The 17,348-nt window shown below is 55.1% G+C and carries 16 protein-coding genes and 1 pseudogene; 6 read left to right on the top strand and 11 right to left on the bottom strand.

Features of this window, described 5'->3' with window-relative positions; all coding sequences use genetic code 11:
* Window positions 1–49 precede the first annotated feature (49 nt).
* Window positions 50–343, bottom strand: coding sequence for a hypothetical protein (locus ACEPPP_RS14975; RefSeq protein WP_374087996.1), 294 nt, complete (start codon window positions 341–343; stop codon window positions 50–52).
* Window positions 344–702: 359 nt separating this feature from the next.
* The gene (locus ACEPPP_RS14970; protein WP_374087995.1) at window positions 703–1,863 is read right to left on the bottom strand and encodes a PLP-dependent aminotransferase family protein; all 1,161 of its coding nucleotides are present in this window, start codon (window positions 1,861–1,863) and stop codon (window positions 703–705) included.
* 162 nt (window positions 1,864–2,025) lie between these two features.
* Between ACEPPP_RS14970 and ACEPPP_RS14965 the strand changes: the two genes are divergently transcribed.
* Entirely contained in the window at window positions 2,026–2,433 is a 408-nt protein-coding gene (locus tag ACEPPP_RS14965; RefSeq protein WP_374087994.1) for a MarR family winged helix-turn-helix transcriptional regulator, read from the top strand.
* Between the two features lie 304 nt (window positions 2,434–2,737).
* Here ACEPPP_RS14965 and ACEPPP_RS14960 read toward each other — a convergent pair.
* From ACEPPP_RS14960 to speE, 3 genes and pseudogenes are all read right to left on the bottom strand, one after another.
* Window positions 2,738–3,586 (bottom strand): annotated as a pseudogene (locus tag ACEPPP_RS14960) (YifB family Mg chelatase-like AAA ATPase); the annotation flags it as partial.
* 18 nt (window positions 3,587–3,604) lie between these two features.
* Window positions 3,605–3,868: an accessory factor UbiK family protein gene (locus ACEPPP_RS14955; RefSeq protein WP_024300020.1), complete on the bottom strand. Its 264-nt coding sequence runs from the start codon at window positions 3,866–3,868 to the stop codon at window positions 3,605–3,607.
* A gap of 137 nt (window positions 3,869–4,005) precedes the next feature.
* Complete coding sequence (gene speE, locus ACEPPP_RS14950; RefSeq protein WP_374087990.1) at window positions 4,006–4,857, bottom strand: polyamine aminopropyltransferase; 852 nt, start codon at window positions 4,855–4,857, stop codon at window positions 4,006–4,008.
* Between the two features lie 83 nt (window positions 4,858–4,940).
* Between speE and speA the strand changes: the two genes are divergently transcribed.
* The 4 genes from speA to ACEPPP_RS14930 all read left to right on the top strand — a co-directional run bounded on the left by speA (window position 4,941) and on the right by ACEPPP_RS14930 (window position 9,849).
* Complete coding sequence (gene speA, locus ACEPPP_RS14945; RefSeq protein ID WP_374087988.1) at window positions 4,941–6,779, top strand: biosynthetic arginine decarboxylase; 1,839 nt, start codon at window positions 4,941–4,943, stop codon at window positions 6,777–6,779.
* Window positions 6,776–7,639, top strand: a complete 864-nt coding sequence (locus tag ACEPPP_RS14940) for an NAD(P)-dependent oxidoreductase (protein WP_374087986.1) — start codon at window positions 6,776–6,778, stop codon at window positions 7,637–7,639. The genes speA and ACEPPP_RS14940 overlap by 4 nt, the downstream gene beginning before the upstream one ends.
* 511 nt (window positions 7,640–8,150) lie before the next feature.
* Window positions 8,151–9,341 carry an HD-GYP domain-containing protein gene (locus tag ACEPPP_RS14935; protein ID WP_374087984.1) on the top strand — a complete coding sequence of 397 codons (1,191 nt, stop codon included), beginning with the start codon at window positions 8,151–8,153 and terminating at the stop codon, window positions 9,339–9,341.
* A gap of 289 nt (window positions 9,342–9,630) precedes the next feature.
* Window positions 9,631–9,849 (top strand): AbrB/MazE/SpoVT family DNA-binding domain-containing protein, encoded by a 219-nt coding sequence (locus ACEPPP_RS14930; protein ID WP_374087982.1) that lies wholly within the window; start codon window positions 9,631–9,633, stop codon window positions 9,847–9,849.
* Between the two features lie 149 nt (window positions 9,850–9,998).
* On the opposite strand, the gene ACEPPP_RS14925 is transcribed toward ACEPPP_RS14930, so the two are convergent.
* The 5 genes from ACEPPP_RS14925 to mtgA all read right to left on the bottom strand — a co-directional run bounded on the left by ACEPPP_RS14925 (window position 9,999) and on the right by mtgA (window position 15,163).
* Window positions 9,999–10,691 carry a hypothetical protein gene (locus ACEPPP_RS14925; RefSeq protein WP_374087980.1) on the bottom strand — a complete coding sequence of 231 codons (693 nt, stop codon included), beginning with the start codon at window positions 10,689–10,691 and terminating at the stop codon, window positions 9,999–10,001.
* Window positions 10,692–10,812: 121 nt separating this feature from the next.
* Window positions 10,813–12,090, bottom strand: a complete 1,278-nt coding sequence (locus ACEPPP_RS14920) for a DEAD/DEAH box helicase (protein ID WP_374087978.1) — start codon at window positions 12,088–12,090, stop codon at window positions 10,813–10,815.
* A 35-nt stretch (window positions 12,091–12,125) separates the two neighbouring features.
* Complete coding sequence (gene moaA, locus ACEPPP_RS14915) at window positions 12,126–13,133, bottom strand: GTP 3',8-cyclase MoaA (RefSeq protein ID WP_374087976.1); 1,008 nt, start codon at window positions 13,131–13,133, stop codon at window positions 12,126–12,128.
* Window positions 13,134–13,257: 124 nt separating this feature from the next.
* Window positions 13,258–14,292 carry a peptide-methionine (R)-S-oxide reductase MsrB gene (msrB, locus tag ACEPPP_RS14910; RefSeq protein WP_374090934.1) on the bottom strand — a complete coding sequence of 345 codons (1,035 nt, stop codon included), beginning with the start codon at window positions 14,290–14,292 and terminating at the stop codon, window positions 13,258–13,260.
* 139 nt (window positions 14,293–14,431) lie between these two features.
* A complete protein-coding gene (gene mtgA / locus ACEPPP_RS14905; protein WP_374087974.1) occupies window positions 14,432–15,163 on the bottom strand; it encodes a monofunctional biosynthetic peptidoglycan transglycosylase in 732 nt (243 codons plus the stop codon).
* A 194-nt stretch (window positions 15,164–15,357) separates the two neighbouring features.
* Here mtgA and ACEPPP_RS14900 point away from each other — a divergent pair, with 194 nt between their 5' ends.
* Window positions 15,358–15,807 (top strand): host attachment protein, encoded by a 450-nt coding sequence (locus ACEPPP_RS14900; RefSeq protein WP_374087972.1) that lies wholly within the window; start codon window positions 15,358–15,360, stop codon window positions 15,805–15,807.
* A 105-nt stretch (window positions 15,808–15,912) separates the two neighbouring features.
* Here ACEPPP_RS14900 and rmuC read toward each other — a convergent pair whose 3' ends face one another.
* On the bottom strand, window positions 15,913–17,340 hold the full coding sequence (rmuC, locus tag ACEPPP_RS14895; protein ID WP_374087970.1) for a DNA recombination protein RmuC: 1,428 nt from the start codon (window positions 17,338–17,340) through the stop codon (window positions 15,913–15,915).
* Between the last annotated feature and the right edge of the window lie 8 nt (window positions 17,341–17,348).

The raw sequence follows: 17,348 nt of genomic DNA, 5'->3' as shown, positions 1-17,348 counted from the left end.
GCAGAACGAAGCGGCTCCGCTTACGGCTGACGCACTTGATAGGCATGCGCTATTTAGAGTTACTAAGCAGACCTTCTAAACAATCTAAAAGGTCTTGCGTTTTAATTTTTTCCCCTTTTTTATAAGCCATTATTTTATTAAGCGATTTTTCGTAGTTGCTAGGACTGTGCTTCAAGTTGCAATGTTTGTAGTACTTCAGGATAAAGTCTCTAACTTCATAACCTTCACTACGATTGATATATAACCTGTCTAGTTTTACTGGCGGTTCATCTCCACCAGATCTTGTCCATGAGAGGGCCGTATTTTCTTCTAGCCACTTGGTCAGGGATTGTTCATTAGTCATAAGTCTTCCTTATTGTATGGATATTGCAGAATGGACAGCACTTAACCGGCCTAATAAAAAATTAAGTGGTTTCGGTTTATCTTCCCGCTTTTAGGCAATTTTACAACAAATCTTTGACGTTAGCCAGGTTCGCTAACGGCCTATCATCCTAAAACGGGGTGATAAACAGATCCGGATATCATGAGACGCAGTTGGGTCCACTCGAAAAGTGCAAATTCGACGGGGGATATCGTGAGTCCGCTTATTGACAGCGAGCAGAACTCAAGGAATAGTGCTTGAAAGACCGAAAAGGGTCAACGGTCATTCAGTAGTGGTCTCCAAAGCGGACAAAGCCTCTTCCAGGCTTACTGCCAGACTATTCAAGTGAAACTGTACACCAACGCTGCCAGCTTTCTTAAACCTGAATCAGCCTGCTCCTCGCTTGCGTGACTGAAGTTGAGACGCAGTTGCCCGCAGCTAGTCACTTGCATAGGCAAGAATGGTTCACCGGGCATGAAGGCTACACCTGCTTCAATAGCCTTGGGCAAGAGTAGACGAGTGTCAATGCACCGATTGAGAGTAATCCAGAAGAACAGACCACCGGGCGGAGTCTGCCAACTGGCTATGTCGCCAAAATGGCGACATAGCGCTCCTTCGAAAGAATTTCGACGTTGCCGATAGTTTTCGGCGAGTTCCTCCAAACGCTTGCTGTATTCCGAATCGTTCAATTGTTGCAATACCAGCCACTGGCTGACGCGGTTACTGTGCAAATCTGCCGCCTGCTTGAGGCGTGTCAGGAAAGGCAACAAATCCGGAGATGCAACAAGGTAGCCGAGGCGCAATCCTGGTGCCAGACTCTTCGAAAACGATCCTTGGTAAATCCACGGTGCCTGCTGAAGCAGGGCACACACCGGAGTTCGTTCGCATTGGTCATACACCAAGTCGCAGTAAGGGTCGTCCTCAAACAAAGGAAGACGAGCGGTATCGCATGCGTCAGCTAGGGCATTGCGTTGACTTGCATCAAGACAACGACCGCTTGGATTCTGAAAAGTTGGAATGGCATAGGCAAAAGATGGCTTTTCGCGCAGCAATGCTTGCACATCTAGCGCCTCCGCATCGTAAGCAACGAAGCGGGCACCGAAATAGCTGAACACCTGCAATGCCGCCAGATAGGTTGGCGACTCCACCGCTACTACAGTGCCGGGATCGATGAACAGTTTGGCGACAAGATCGATGCCTTGCTGCGAACCAGAAAGAATCAACACCTGCTCAGCTGTGCACTGAAACCCTCGCTCGTGCAGTTCTTCGGCAATCCGCTGCCGGAGTTCCCATTCGCCTTCACTGGGACCGTATTGCAGGATGTACTGCGGCATGGCGTCCAGGCTGAATTGAGGGAAACTATCGACCGCCGGTAGGCCGCCTGCAAAGGAGATCATACCCGGACGATTGACGACGGACAGGATTTCCCGGATCGGTGACGGATGCAGATCGTGGGTACGAGAAGAAAAATGAGTGCTGTGGTGCGGTAACGTAGAATTCATGGCGACCTATTTACAAACGTCAATAAAGTTGACCTATAGCCATACTAATAGCTAAACGTATATAATGTCAATATGGTTGACCAAATATCCTCTGTCGAGACCCCACCCAATGATAATGCTACAGCTGCTGACACACTCTCGTCTAAGCCGGACGAAGCCTCATTGCGCCTAGCCATCGAGCAGTTTTACTTCGGCTACCGTGCTTTCACTGTACAGCCCGACCGCATTCTCGATCAGCGCGGCCTAGGTCGGATTCACCACCGCATTCTCTATTTCGTCGGTCGAAATCCGCAGATTTCGGTCAATGCCCTGCTGACCATGCTAAATATTAGTAAGCAGGCGCTGAATGCGCCCTTGCGTCAGTTGATCGAAATGAAACTGATAGCGATGAGCACCGCCGAGCATGACCGGCGGGTGCGGCAATTGTTATTGACCTCGACTGGGGAAAAATTAGAGGCCCAGCTAACCGGTACACAGATGAGGCAGCTACAAGCGGTATTCGAAGAGGCTGGGGCAAGTGCTCAGACTGGGTGGCATCAGGTTATGCATAGATTGAGCATGCAAGGTTGATGCTGTGATGGTGCCCAACAAGTACTTGCAGCGGCTCGTCAAAAAGCTATGCTTTTTCCCTTTCGCTGAAGTTTCACGTTCAATGTCGGTTTTGTAGAAGAGCGACTGTCTTGGGTCGATAGCACCAATTTGGTCTCATCAAAAGCTGACATTCACTACTAACGTAATCTTATTTGGAATCGGTGGATAAATTTGTGCCGAAACTGGTGGCGATTTTAGTGGACAGCATTAAATTAGATGGGGAAAAGTTGGTATATTTGTCGCATCTATTTTGAAAATGTCGCACTTATTATGAAAAATGACATCCGCCACCGACCAACGCCGCAGCCGAGGCGGTATGATGCGGCGCACGGTAAGGCGGCCTCAGCCAGTTCGCGACATCGAGTCCGTGATCGCTGACCGAGGCGATCGCGGCGGTTTCCTGCGCCTGCTGTTCGGTCAGCAGCGGCAATATGGTCGGGAGGCGCGAGGCCAGCATCGATTTGCCGGTGCCGGGCGGGCCGAGCATCAGAAGATTGTGCGCTCCGGCCGCGGCGATTTCGAAAGCGCGTTTGACGTGATACTGGCCGTGCACATCGGCAAAATCGAGATCATCGCTAGGCCGCTCGGGCGCGCTGCACTCAAACTCGGCCGCGATCGATTTCTGCCCGGCCAGATGCGCGCACACCTCGAGCAAATGCACGGCCGGAATGATTTCGATGCCCTTGACCAGCGCCGCCTCGGCGGTGTTGTCCCTGGGCAGGATCAGCTTGCGTGCATTGTTGCGCACCTGAATCGCAACCGGCAACACGCCGTTGACCGGCCGCAGCTCGCCGCCGAGAGAAAGCTCGCCGATGCATTCGAACTCCAGCAGCTTGGCGCCCGGAATTTGACCGGAAGCCGCCAGAATGCCGAGTGCGATCGCAAGATCAAAGCGCCCGCCTTCCTTCGGCAAATCGGCCGGCGCCAAATTGACCGTGATGCGCTGCGCCGGAAATTCGAAGCGCGAATTCTGAATGGCGCCGCGCACCCTGTCCTTGCTTTCCTTGACCGCCGCTTCTGGCAACCCAACGATATTCAGCGCCGGCAGGCCGTTCGCGACATCGACCTCGACCATCACCAGCGGCGCTTCGATACCGGTGCGCCCGCGGCTATAAACGACCGCTAGAGCCATCGAGCGAGGCCTGCGCGCTTACAACTCTTCCTTGGACAGCACCTGCTGTTCGAGCGCGGCGACGCGTTTTTCCAAGGCTTCGAGGTTCGCGCGGGTTTTCGCCAGCACCAGCTTTTGCACTTCAAATTCTTCGCGGGTAACCAGGTCCAGTTTGCTCAAAGCACCCTGCAGCACCGCGTGAAAGTTCTTTTCGAGATCTTCTTTAATATGATTCAGACCCGGTGGAATGGTATTGGCCAGTTTGCTGGCAATTTCATCGATTGACTTTGCATCAAAAAACATCGGTAAACTCCGTAGGAATATCGCGGTAGCGAAATGGGCGGCTGAAAACCGCCGAGGATGAGAACGGGGAAACTGGGGCCACCCCGCCCTGCCTTATCTTAAGTATAGACGCAGGTTTAGACAATAAAAATCAGCGCTCAGCCGCCGAACGCCTTTTTGAAAAACTCCGGCTGCGCCAACGCGGCCTTGTGCATATCGACGTTGTAAAAAGTCGTATCGAAAGGCTTACTCGCCGCGTCCTGCTCGCGGAACTGCTTCAGGCTGCTCTTGCCCGCGATCGTCGCGCTCCACCAGCCGGACGGATAGATGCATTGCGGGAAGAACAGGGTCTGCAAATGGGCAAAGCCTGCGGACTGCATCGCGCCGCGCATTTCGCCGATCAGCTTCATGTAAAACAGCGCCGATTCGCTTTGCTGCACGACCATGCCGTTTGCGGATAGACAGTTAAAGCAGTCGCGGTAAAACGCCTCGCTGAACAAGCCTTCGGCAGGACCCGCCGGGTCGGTGCTGTCGACGATGATGATGTCGACCGAATTCGGCTCGGCGTCCTTGACCCATTGGATGCCGTCGATGAATTTCAAATCCGCGCGCGGATCGTTGTTCGACTCACACAGTTCCGGGAAATAGATCTCGGCCAGGCGGGTGACGCGCTCGTCGATGTCGATCTGCACCGCCTTTTCGACCGACGGATGTTTCAAGACTTCCCTCAACGTGCCGCAATCGCCGCCGCCGATGATCCAGACCCGTTTCGGATCGGGGTGGGTATAGAGCGCCGGGTGACTGATCATCTCATGATAAAAAAAGTTGTCGCGCGTCGACACCATCGTGCAGCCGTCGATCACCATCAGGTTGCCGAAGCTTTCAGTTTCGTAGATTTCCAAATGTTGAAATGGCGACTGCTCTTCGTGCAGCTTTTTCTTGATTTTCAGCGAAAAGGCCGAGGCGACGCCGGGCGCTTCTTCGGTAAACCATTCGTTGGGATTGATCATTTGCGTTCCTGTAAGAATAAACGGGTAAAATAGCACGCATTATATATTAGAATTCCGCACATACGTCATCTTGGAGATCAACTTTGAATTCGACTGCTTACCCATACTGGACCCTCCGCGATTCCGCGGAAACCTATGCGATCGACAGCTGGGGAGACGGTTATTTTACGATCAACGCGGCGGGGCATGTCAGCGTGAAGCCGAGTTCCGACCAGAACGTGGAGCTGGATTTATACGAAATCGCCCACTCGCTGCATGAAAAAAACCTGTCGCTGCCGGTGCTGGTGCGCTTCACCGACATACTGAAGGACAAGGTCAACCGGCTGAACCGGGCGTTCGAGAAAGCCTGTGCGAAATACGACTACCAGGGCCGTTACACGCCGGTATATCCGATCAAGGTCAATCAGCAGCGCCAGGTCGTCGAGGGCATCCTGAAGGCCGATCACATCGGCCTCGAAGCCGGCAGCAAACCGGAACTCCTGGCGATCATGGCCTTGTCGAATCAAAAAGTGGTGGTCTGCAACGGTTACAAGGACAGAGCCTATATCCGCCTCGCATTGATCGGACAGAAAATGGGCCTCGATCTGTATCTGGTGATCGAAAAGCCGATCGAACTGGAATTGATCATCGAAGAATCGCGCAAACTGAACATCAAGCCGAATATCGGCGTGCGCGTCAGATTGTCGAGCATCAGCGCCGGCAAATGGCAAAACAGCGGCGGCGAAAAATCCAAATTCGGCCTGCACGCGCACGAACTCCTGCAATTGGTCAAAGGCCTGAAACAGGCCGATCTGCTCGATTCGCTGAAACTGATGCATTTTCACATGGGCTCGCAGATCGCGAACATCCACGACATCAAAGTCGCGTTGAAGGAAGCCGGCCAGTTCTATGTCGAACTGCGCCGCCTCGGCGCGCCGATCCGCATCGTCGATGCGGGCGGCGGCCTCGGCGTCGATTATGACGGCAGCCGGTCGCGGCGCGAATCCTCGATGAATTACAGCGTCGACGAATACGCGCAGAACATCGTGCGCAGCTTCTCCGAGATTTGCGCGGAAAAACAGGCGCCAGAGCCTGACATCATCACCGAGTCGGGACGCGCAATCACCGCCCATCATGCGGTCTTGATCACCAACGTGACCGACATTGAGTCGCCTTACCGGGACGGCGAGCCGCCGGCCCTGGCGGAGCGCATCAATCCGGTCGAACTGTACCATGACGCGCAGTTCGAGCTCGCGGAAGCGCGCGCGCGCTTTGCGCAGGACAAACTCGACATCGAAGGCCTCGCCAATGCCGAAAACGCCTACGCGCTGCTGTGCCGGCAATTGCAGCACCGGCTGAATCCGAACACGCAGAGCGAAGAGGCGATTTTGCAGGAATTGAACGAAAAACTGGCCGACAAGGTGTTCTGCAACTTTTCGCTGTTTCAGTCGATGCCGGACATCTGGGGCATCGACCAGATCTTCCCGATCATGCCGATTCATCGACTCGATGAAGAACCGACCCGGCGCGCGGTATTACAGGACTTGACCTGCGATTCGGACGGCCGCATCGACCAGTATATCGACGGCCAGAACATAGAAAAAACGCTGCCGGTGCACCGGATCGACAGCCGCGAGCCTTACCTGATCGGCTTCTTCATGGTCGGCGCCTACCAGGAAATCCTCGGCGACATGCACAACCTGTTCGGCGACACCCACTCGATCAATATCGAGCTGGACGAACACGGCTATCATTTTTTCGATTTGCAGGAAGGCGAGCATGTGTCCGACCTGCTCGATTACGTGCATATCAGCCCCGAGGAATTGAAGGACGCCTACCGCGACAAACTGGCCGCCAGCGGGCTCGGCGAACAGGAACGGCGCGCTTACGAACAGGAACTCAGCGCCGGCTTGACCTCCTACACCTATCTGGAGAAAGCATGAGAGCAGGCATGATCGGACTCGGCGGCATGGGCGCGGGCATGGCCCGGAATCTGGCCAAGGCCGATTTTTTGACGGGCGTTTACAATCGTACCCCGGCGACCGCCGAAGCGCTCGCGGAAATACTCGGAGTCACCGCGTTCAGCAGCATTGCGGACCTGGCCGGCGCGGTTGATGTCGTTTTGCTTTGCGTCTCGGCCGACCCGGATGTGCTCGCGGTCGTCGACGCGATACGGCAAACGGTCAGGCCCGGAACGATCGTGGTCGATATGTCGACCGTCAGCCGCCGCACCGCACAAGAAGCCGCCCGCAGGCTGGCCGAGCAGCAGGCGTTCTTTCTCGATGCGCCGGTGTCGGGCGGTGTCGAAGGCGCGAAGAACGGCACGCTGGCGATGATGATAGGCGGCGATCAAGCCGTGTTCGAAAAAGCAAAGCCGGTACTCTCGGCAATGGCGACGCGGATACTCTACATGGGGCCGACCGGTGCCGGCCAGGCGACCAAGGCGGTCAATCAGATCATGTGCGCGGGCATTAACGAGGCGGTCACCGAGGCCCTGGCCTTCGCCGAAGCACAAGACCTGCCGATGGACAAGGTGATCGAGGTGATCGGAGGCGGCGCGGCCGGCAACTGGTTTCTGGACAAGCGCGGCCTGACGATGACGCAGGGCATTTTCAAGCCCGGCTTCAAGCTCGCCCTGCATCACAAGGATCTGAAAATCTGTCAGGCAATGGCGGCCGAAGTCGGCGTCGAAATTCCGCTCAGCGACATGTCGGTCAGGGATTATGAACGGCTGATGGCCGAAGGTTACGGTGATGAGGATATTTCGGCGATGTATCGTCTGAAAAAAAATGATCGCCGATGAATGCCCACCGGCTCCTTGCAAATCGATCTATAGAATACGCCGCAGAGAGTCCGGATAAACGAACCGTTAAGGATTCGGTTGTGAAAATTTTTTATCATTCAAGAGAGTCGGGTAGGATGCTCGTTTAAGGACTATTCTTATATACTTCCTCCGGATGCCGGAATCCACGACTGTAAGGAAGCAGAAGATGCGGCCACAAGGAGGTGGGAGGTAGAATCGCATACGGAACAGCGGTCAGAAGCGCGCCACCACGTGGGGGGTCTCTGGACAGCGCCGTTGCCGAGGCAACAAGAGGGTTTTAAGCTCGTCGCCCTTGGCCCTGGAAGCCAGCTTCCAGCCAGGTATGACGATAGTTGTGTATAGCGCTAGGCTATTAAGGCTAAATGCGTCTTTTTCCTGCATCGATCACACAGTTTGAAACGAGTCCATTATGTTTGACGACGATGATAATATTTTTCTAGATACCCAGAGCTCTTTACTGAAAATACAGGCGAGTGACCTCCGGGTAGGAATGTATGTATCAAAGCTCGATCGGCCGTGGCTGGAGACGCCTTTTTTGTTTCAAGGCTTCGAGTTAAAAAATCAGGCCGACATCGATGCCGTTCAGCAGCACTGCGACTATGTATTTATCGATGTCATCAAACAAAACAATTTAATCCGCGAATCACCCGGTACGCCTTATAGCAAGGGCTGGCTGGAAAGCCGTACACCGCCGAAGAAGAACGCTAGTTTTGAACAGGAAATCGAGCGGGCGGGCACTACCTACCGAAAGGCCAGCCATCTGATCAAAAGCTTCATGGATGAAGTCCAGCTCGGCAACAGCATCAACGTTCAAATTGCGGAAAAGTTCGTCGCGGAATGCGTAAACAGCATTTTGCAGTCGCCGGATGCCTTGTTATGGATGACCCAGCTTAAAAATAAGGATCTGTATACTTCTCAGCACAGTATGAATGTTTGCATACTGGCCATTGCGCTCGGCAGGCATCTGAACCTTTCGGTCCAGGAATTGAATCATCTCGGCCTGTGCGGCATGATGCACGACATGGGTAAAATGCGCGTGCCGCTGCCGATTTTGAATAAACCGGGCAAACTGACCCCTGCCGAACGCAATATCATGCAGAGCCACGCCGAATTAGGCTGGAAGCTATTGATGTCGAGTTCCGACATGTATGCGGGCGCGATCGATGTGGCCTATTGCCATCATGAGAAATTGGACGGCACGGGCTATCCGAGAAAGCTGAACTCCGAGCAGATCACGCCTTATACGCGCATGGTAGCCATCGTCGATATGTATGACGCGATGACGAGTGACCGTATCTACCAAAAGGGGCGAACGCATATGGATACGATCAATACCATGCTCAAGGCTGGCGGCACACATCTGGATTCGGGATTAATCTATAAGTTTATTCAATGCCTTGGCATCTACCCGCCCGGCAGCGTTGTGGAAATGAATAACGGAGAAGTCGCCATCGTCGTCGAAGTGAATCCGAAGCTTAAAATCAGGCCGAAAATCATCCTGTTGCTGAACGAAAACAAAAAGCCGCGAAGCCCGCGCATAATAGACTTGGCGAAACTCGATCTGGATGCCAGCGGAAAACCTTATACGATCAAGCAAATCGTCAGACCGGAAACCTACGGCATCGATTTGAACCGGCTCTATCAAATGGGGCTGATTCAGCACGCCGTGGCTGCGGCTTGACGGATAGCCTATCCAGCCGTTTGCAAACGATTGCAAAACGGCGCGACACCTGCGGGTAAAAATCTTTGTTTTTGGCTTTGACCAATTTTTAGCTAATCAACATGGAAGCCGCGTAGTAGCTACTGTTAAGGTACCGACTAAAAAGCCAGAACCTGTTTTAGTTAAAATTTTTGGGATTTTCTTTGAATGGTCCGGTGTCAACTGTTACAGTTATACAAAAATATAACCCAGGTTATCTGAGGGCGATTTCATGCATACCACAACAGTTAGAAAGGTGGGAGGTTCAATAATGTTAGCCTTGCCGCGCGCATTTCTTGACCAATTACATATCAAAGTCGGCTCCCAAGTAGCCATGGAAATAGATCGCGGCCGGATTATTATCGATCCCAAACCCAAGCGTAAATACACGCTTGATGAGTTGCTCGCCCAATGCGACACAACGGCAGCCATGTCTGCTGAGGACGCCGAATGGCTCAATTCTGATCCAGTGGGTGGCGAGCTGATTTAATGGGTTCAGCCGTTACAGGCGCATTTGGTTAAATTGCGCGGAATGATCGGGGCCAGGTCTTGAAGCCAAGCAATAATTTAGCATCTATTGCCATTGCAAAACCTGCCCCCGCAAGTGATGTCGACAGTAAGCGATTTGCCCCCGCTCTTTCAAGCGTCGGCTGAAGTTTTGTCTTCTTCCGTTTCAGACGCCTCATCGGCAACCGTTTCTTCTGCCGGCTGAGCCGCTTCTTCCGGCTTCTTAGTCCGGGATTCCAAAAACTCGACAAACCAGGCCTGGTTCTGCACGCTCGCCATGTCCGGATCGCTCGCGATGCTTTGCGTCTCGGGCAGGTAGCCCTTGTCGCGTGATGTTTCCAGGGCTTTCAGGCAAGCCTCGCCCTCTCCGCGCAACGCATGGATGCAGGCGAGGTTGTAGGAGGCCGCGCCGGCCTGAATCGAATTGGCTATTTCGAATTCGTGTTGCGCCTTCACATACAGTTCGGAGTTTTTCGCCGCGTTTTGCAGCCTCGCCATATCCATATAGCAAACGCCGCCGTCGATCGCGGCCGCCAGATAATTCGGGTCCAGCGTCAGACAAAAGGCGAATTTCAAAATCGCATCGCGGTAAAGAGCCAGAGACTCTTCGCCGGTCTTGGTATTGGCTTGGAGAAATAACGCATTCCCCCAATTATAAAGGGCTTCCGCCCGCAACGGATCGTCATGCACGATGTCGGCATAGTCTTCATAGACTTTCTTGAACAGATACTCCGCTTTGCTGCCTTCGCTCTTGCGGGCTTCCTTGGTTTGCTTGATTGCGGAATTCAGGCGCGAGCGCTTGGTTAGCGAATTCAAAATCGACATCAGTTGGCTCCTCGGTAATAGTTATTAAATTCCGATAGCATAGCAACTTGCTTTCGGAAAGATCAAGATGAAATGCAGGCCTTTGGCGGGGACGAGAACGCGACTTCCCCGCCCTGCCCCGCTACTTGGCCGGAGCGCGCCGCGGCGGTTTGCCCGCCGGCTTGCCGCCGCGATTCGGCGTTTTCTTGTGGTGCCGGTAATCTTTTTTGCCGGACGGATTCTTGGGCGCCTTCGGATTCGAACGATTCTCTACTTTCAGCGATACCGGTTCATAACCGGTGTCGGCAACCCTGGGCAGTTCGCGTCCGAGCAGTTTTTCGATCTGGGCAAGCTGATAGGCTTCCTCCGGACAAACCAGCGAAATCGCCTCGCCGTTCGCGCCCGCGCGGCCGGTGCGGCCGATCCGGTGAATGTAGTCTTCCGGCACCTGCGGCAGATCGAAATTGATCACATGCGGCAAGTCGTCGATGTCGAGACCGCGCGCGGCGATGTCGGTCGCGACGAGGGCGGCGACCTGGCCGGCCTTGAACTGTTCGAGGGCCCTTGTCCGCGCGCCCTGCGATTTGTCGCCGTGCAGCGCGGCGGTGCGGATGCCGTCCTTGATCAACTGCTTTTCGAGCCGGTCCGCGCCGTGCTTGGTGCGCACGAAGATCAGCACCTGTTTCCAGTTGTTGCTGCCGATCAGATAAGACAAGAGCTCGCGCTTGTATTCCTTGCCGATGCCGTAGCACAGCTCCTTGATATTGTCCGCGGTCGTATTGTGCGGCGCGACCGACACCTCGGCCGGTTCATGCAGCAACTGCTTCGCGAGCCCCTTGATCTCCTCCGGAAAGGTCGCCGAAAACAGCAGGCTTTGCTTCTGTTTCGGCAAGTGGCCGATGATCCTGCGGATGTCCGGCAGGAAACCCATGTCGAGCATCCGGTCGGCCTCGTCGAGCACCAACATTTGCAGATGCGACAGGTCGATGTGTCTTTGCAGCAGATGATCGAGCAAGCGCCCCGGCGTCGCGACGACGATGTCGCAGCCCCTTTGCAGGCTGCGGATCTGGCCGTTGATGCTGACGCCGCCGACGATCACTTCGGCGAATAACGGCAAATGCTTGCCGTAGGCCCTGACGCTGTCATAGACCTGCGCAGCCAGTTCGCGGGTCGGTGCCAGAATCAGCGCACGGATCTTGCGCGGTTTTTGCGGTTTAATATCGGATTCGGCCAAAAGCTGCAACAGCGGCAGCGTGAAGCTGGCGGTCTTGCCGGTGCCGGTTTGCGCGCCGGCCAGTACGTCCCGGCCGTCGAGAATCAAGGGGATCGTTTGCTGTTGGATCGGGGTCGGGGTCAGATAGCCCTGTTCCGCGACCGCTTTGAGAAGCGGCGCGGCAAGGCCGAGTTGTTCAAAAGACATCAAAAAGCTCGATTAATAGAGAAAAGGGGACGGGCCTAGCCGCCGGTCATGTTCATGTAGCGCAGGATCACCGGCTGTTCTTGCAGGTTGAATTCGTGCTGGGCCGGTTTGATCTGCATCGCATCGATCAGGGTTTGTTTCAACAGGTCGATATCGCCCGGATGCGCGCGCACCACTTGTTTCAGATCGACCGAATGTTCGTTGCCTAGACAGAGCAGCAGGCGGCCTTCGGCGGTCAGCCGGACCCGGTTGCAGGTGCTGCAGAAATTGTGGCTGTGCGGCGAGATGAATCCGACGCGGGTAAGGGTGCCTGCGACTCTAAAATAGTTCGACGGGCCGCCGGTCTTTTCGGTCGTCGCGAGCAATGCAAAGCGCGCCGCCAAATCCTTCTTGATCAGATCGCTCGAATAATAGGCTAGCGAACGGTCGTGGTGTTCGACGACGCCGAGCGGCATTTCCTCGATGAAGCTGATGTCGATCTCGCTGTCGACCGCAAACTGCACCAGATCGCAGACTTCGGTGTGATTGCTGTCTTTCAGCACGACCGTATTGATCTTGATCCGCTCGAACCCCTCGGCTTTCGCGGCCGCGATGCCGTTCAGCACGGTTTGCAGATTGCCGGTGCGGGTGATCGCCTTGAATTTTGCAGGGTCCAGCGAGTCGAGGCTGATGTTGATCCGTTTGACGCCGGCTTTTTTCAAGGCCGGGGCCATCGTTTCGAGCTGCGCGCCGTTGGTCGTGATCACCAGTTCCTTCAGTCCCTGGAGCCTGCCGAGATGTTCGAACAAGTCCAGCGCGCCTTTCCTGACCAAGGGTTCGCCGCCGGTAATGCGGATTTTTTTGACGCCGAGTTCGGTAAAGGCGGCCGCGATCGTCTCGATCTCTTCGAGCGTCAGGATCTGCGCGCGCGGCAGGAACGTCATCTCCTCGGCCATGCAATAGACGCAGCGGAAGTCGCAGCGGTCGGTGATCGAGATGCGCAGGTAGTCGATCTTTCTGCCGAAACGGTCTATCAGTTGATTGGCTTCAGAAGCTGGGGTCATTGAGGCGCTAAACTCAGGCTTGCCGGCGCCGTCCGCCTAAGGGGCGTGAACGCCGCAACATTGTCATAAATGCTGGATTTTATCATAGTTCGGGCCGGCGGTTGCGCCGCGCCTCGGCAATTGATTATTTTCCGAAGGCAGGCAAAAACTTGCCATAGCCTTGTTTTTCCATGTCTTCTACCGGAATGAAGCGCAGCGCGGCCGAATTGATGCAATAACGCAACCCGGTCGGCTCTGGGCCGTCGGTGAACACATGCCCGAGATGCGAGTCGGCGGCGCGGCTGCGCACCTCGGTGCGCGGAATGATCAACAGAAAATCCTTTTTCTTGACGAGATTGTCTTCGACCAAGGGTTTCGAAAAGCTCGGCCAGCCGGTGCCGGAATCGTATTTATCCTTCGACGAAAACAGCGGCTCGCCGCTGACCACATCGACATAGATGCCATCATGCTTTTCATTCCAGTAGGGATTATCGAACGGCGTCTCGGTCGCTTCTTCCTGAGTGACTTGATATTGCAGTTCGGTCAGGCGCTTGGCCAATTCTTCCTTGGAAGGCTTGGTAAAGGAGCCTGCCTGTGGTTTTTGGGCAATTGCCAAGTGCAGATCGGCGCCCCAGGTTTTTTCGAGATATTGATCGCGGCCGGACCGGTAGCGCCAAAATTTGTAGATCAGCGGATTGTTTTTGTAATAATCCTGATGTTTATCCTCGGCCGGATAAAAATGCTCGAACTTCCGGATTTCGGTCACGAGCGGCGCCGAATAGCGTTTCGATGCGGCCAGTTCCGCGAGGGATTTTTCGGCCAGGGCTTTTTGTTCGTCATTATGATAAAAAATCACCGAACGGTACTGATTGCCGCGGTCGACAAACTGGCCGCCGCCGTCGGTCGGATCGATCATGCGCCAGAAGCCTTGCAGCAGCGTCGCATAATCGATTTCGCCCGGATCGAAATAAACCTGCACGCTTTCGACATGACCGGTCTTGCCCGTGCTCACCTCTTCGTAGGAAGGATTGGCGACCTGACCGCCGCTGTATCCCGAGACGACTTTTTTGACGCCGGGCAGTTTTTCAAAGCCGGCTTCGGTGCACCAGAAACAACCGCCCGCGAAGGTCGCGACGGCCCATTGCGGATTGTCTTCGGCCCGGCTCTCGCCGCCTCGCATCAGGCTGGCAAACAGCATCGTCAACATGACAAACTTTTTCATATAAATTTCCTCTGCGGGTAAGACCCAGGGCTAAAACCGATGTTCAATGGAAGGCCGTATCGTGCATTCAACATAAAGTGCAACCATTGAAGCGGCCTCAACGTGGATAGGCGATATGGCGCATTTGCCGGAGAATCCATTGTTGCCGCGCATGCACGTAGGACGACGGACGCGCCGCCTTCAGGCGCAGCGGATTCGGCAGCGTCGCCGCGAGCAGGGCCGCCTGCGCGCGGCTCAATTGACTGGCCGGGCTGCCGAAATAGCGCTGGCTCGCCGCCTCGATGCCGAACAGATGATCGCCGAATTCCGCGATGTTCAAATAAACGGTCAAAATCCGCTCCTTACTCCAGAACGTCTCCAGGAGGAGCGTAAACCAGACCTCGAAGCCTTTGCGGATGAAGCTTTTGGACGGACTTAAAAACAGGTTTTTCGCGACCTGCTGCGAAATCGTGCTGGCGCCCCTGAGGCGGCGTCCCTCGGCATAGTTATCGACCGCCGCCTGAATCGAGCGGAAATCGAACCCCGCATGGTCGAAAAAACGCTGGTCCTCGGACGCGATCACCGCCTGGTAAGCGGCTGGCGAAATCCTATTGGCGCCTACCCAACGGTAGTCTATCGACTTGAAGGTGGTCTCGTAACGGAAATCCTCGACATGGCGGTTCAGCATGAACGCGGTCGTCGGCAGCGGCAGCCAACGAAACAGCAGACAAAATCCGACCGATGAAGCCACGAAGGCCAACAGGGCCTGGCAAGCGAATTTGTAGAGGGTGGCCCGAAGCGCCGGCGGCGGGGAGTGCCTGTGTTTTGAGTGGCGTTTTTTTCTGGTCAAGCGAGAGATGGGGTCTGGGTGGCCGAAACCTATAAGCCCATATCATAAAGCCTTTGCGCGGACTTGAATACCCGCCGCCGTTTTTTTGCAGGAAAGCGCTAGGTAATCATACCAATAGCCAATCACAAGGCTTCCGCGCACAATAATCAGTGTTGACTCCAGACCCCCATTAATCAATCATTGAGGATACACCTATGACCACCTGGGTAGTTGTTGCAGATCATACGCGCGCGCGTTTTTTTCAGACCGAATCGTCTTCCTCGCCATTGGAGGAATTCGATACCCTGGTCCACGAGGAGGGGCGCATGCATGACCGGGAGATGACGTCGGACCTGCCCGGTAAAATCAAGAATCCGGGCGGACTCGGCGGCGGCCATGCCTTCGAACAAGAGACCGATCCGAAAAAGCACGAGGCCGAATTATTCGCGACCCAAATCGTGCATTACATCGAACATGCGCATAACACCAACCGCTTCGACCGATTGATCGTGATCGCCGACCCGTCCGTTTTAGGCTTGATCAGGCAGCACACGCCGAACCATGTGAAAACGCACATCTGCCTTGAACTGGACAAAAATCTCGCCAACCTGAGTCCGGCCGACATCCGGTCGCACCTGCCGGCCATTTTACCGCAACAACCCTAGCCGGCACCGGGAACTGGCCTAAGCCGCGGATAACGTGCGCCGCACCGGGTCAGTCCCCGCGCTCATTTCAAGATCGGTGGCCGGTCAAATCTCAGCGGATATGCTTTAATCCGGCTCCGGCAATGCGATCGGCGCCACATCGCTCTCGACGCCCAGTATCTCGACGCCGCGCAATTTTCTTTCCATCGCCGCGGTGCGCGTCGTTTTGAGCCTTTCCAGTGAATTCGATGCGGTCGTGATCTGCTTGTAGACGGTATCCAACAACTCCGAATATTTGCCGAACTCGGTCTTCACCTCGGCCAGCACCTTCCAGACCTCGCTGCTGCGTTGTTGCACGGCCAGCGTCCGAAATCCCATGTGCAGGCTGTTCAACAAAGCCGACAAGGTCGTGGGTCCGGTAATCGTGACCCGGTAAGTGCGCTGCAGCTTTTCGAACAGCTCCGGAGAACGCAGGACTTCCGCGTACAAACTTTCGACCGGCAAAAACATGATCGCGAAATCGGTCGTATGCGGCGGGTCGAGGTATTTGCCGGCGATGTCCTTCGCGAAACTTTCGATCGCCTTCAATAACTGTTTTTGCGCCGCATCGACCGCCACGGGATTGCCTTCGTCCAAGGCACCGAGCAGCAGCTGATAGCTTTCGAGCGGAAATTTCGAATCGATCGGCAACCAGACGGTCTTGTCGTCGGCCTTACCCGGCAATTTGACCGCGTATTCGACATTCGCCTGACTGCCTTTCTTGGTCGCGACGTTCACGTCGTATTGCTCGGGCGCCAGGATTTGCTCCAGAATGTTGCCGAGCTGGTATTCGCCGAGGATGCCGCGCGTCTTCACATTGGACAGCACCTTCTTCAGGTCGCCGACGCCGACCGCCAGTGTCTGCATCTCGCCGAGTCCTTTGTGTACCTGATCCAGCCGGTCGCTGACCAGCTTGAACGACTCTCCGAGACGCTGCTCCAGCGTATTGTGCAGTTTTTCGTCGACGGTCCGGCGCATCTCGTTCAACTGCCGGGTATTGTCCTCCCGGATCGCCTGCAACTGCTTTTCGATCGTTTCCCGAATTTCGTTGATGCTGGCCTTGGCCAATTGATTCGCTTCCTGCTGCTGGCGGTTCAACGACTCGCCGGTGGCCTGAAACGACCGACCGACGCTTTCCCTGAACTCGTTCGCGTTATTGATCAGCCTTTCGGATAGGTTGTTCAGACCCGTCTTGAACGCATCCATCTGTACATGCTGGGTGCGCTGGTTTTCGGCGATCCGGTTCAGCAAGGTATCCTGGAGATTTTTAAACGCCTCCTGCAACTCGCGCCGATTGTCCGCGCTAACCTCCCGGAGTTCCTTCCTGAATTCGCTTAAGCCCTGCCTCAAGGCGGCGTCCTGGTCTTTTAACGCCCGCATCAGCGCCTCGGCGTCGACGCCCTGCGCCGTCGTCAGCAAAGCCTGCAAACGCCGCAACGCGAGCCACTGCATGATCACGATGATCATCCCCAACAAAGCGGCGACGATCGCCACCGGCATCCAGTCAAACGCCATACAATTCC

The sequence above is a fragment of the Methylomicrobium lacus genome (assembly GCF_041897535.1).
Lineage (GTDB): Bacteria > Pseudomonadota > Gammaproteobacteria > Methylococcales > Methylomonadaceae > Methylomicrobium > Methylomicrobium lacus_A.
This window is presented reverse-complemented; position numbering and strand designations above follow the sequence as displayed.

Bases quoted from the DNA above. Each gene is read 5' to 3' on its own strand.
- ACEPPP_RS14940 (WP_374087986.1), top strand. From the start codon at position 6,776: ATGAGAGCAGGCATGATCGGACTCGGCGGCATGGGCGCGGGCATGGCC.
- ACEPPP_RS14970 (WP_374087995.1), bottom strand. From the start codon at position 1,863: ATGAATTCTACGTTACCGCACCACAGCACTCATTTTTCTTCTCGTACC.
- msrB (WP_374090934.1), bottom strand. From the start codon at position 14,292: ATGCGAGGCGGCGAGAGCCGGGCCGAAGACAATCCGCAATGGGCCGTC.
- speE (WP_374087990.1), bottom strand. From the start codon at position 4,857: ATGATCAATCCCAACGAATGGTTTACCGAAGAAGCGCCCGGCGTCGCC.
- rmuC (WP_374087970.1), bottom strand. From the start codon at position 17,340: ATGGCGTTTGACTGGATGCCGGTGGCGATCGTCGCCGCTTTGTTGGGG.
- ACEPPP_RS14975 (WP_374087996.1), bottom strand. From the start codon at position 343: ATGACTAATGAACAATCCCTGACCAAGTGGCTAGAAGAAAATACGGCC.
- ACEPPP_RS14955 (WP_024300020.1), bottom strand. From the start codon at position 3,868: ATGTTTTTTGATGCAAAGTCAATCGATGAAATTGCCAGCAAACTGGCC.
- ACEPPP_RS14935 (WP_374087984.1), top strand. From the start codon at position 8,151: ATGTATGTATCAAAGCTCGATCGGCCGTGGCTGGAGACGCCTTTTTTG.
- ACEPPP_RS14900 (WP_374087972.1), top strand. From the start codon at position 15,358: ATGACCACCTGGGTAGTTGTTGCAGATCATACGCGCGCGCGTTTTTTT.
- ACEPPP_RS14925 (WP_374087980.1), bottom strand. From the start codon at position 10,691: ATGTCGATTTTGAATTCGCTAACCAAGCGCTCGCGCCTGAATTCCGCA.
- moaA (WP_374087976.1), bottom strand. From the start codon at position 13,133: ATGACCCCAGCTTCTGAAGCCAATCAACTGATAGACCGTTTCGGCAGA.
- ACEPPP_RS14920 (WP_374087978.1), bottom strand. From the start codon at position 12,090: ATGTCTTTTGAACAACTCGGCCTTGCCGCGCCGCTTCTCAAAGCGGTC.
- ACEPPP_RS14930 (WP_374087982.1), top strand. From the start codon at position 9,631: ATGTTAGCCTTGCCGCGCGCATTTCTTGACCAATTACATATCAAAGTC.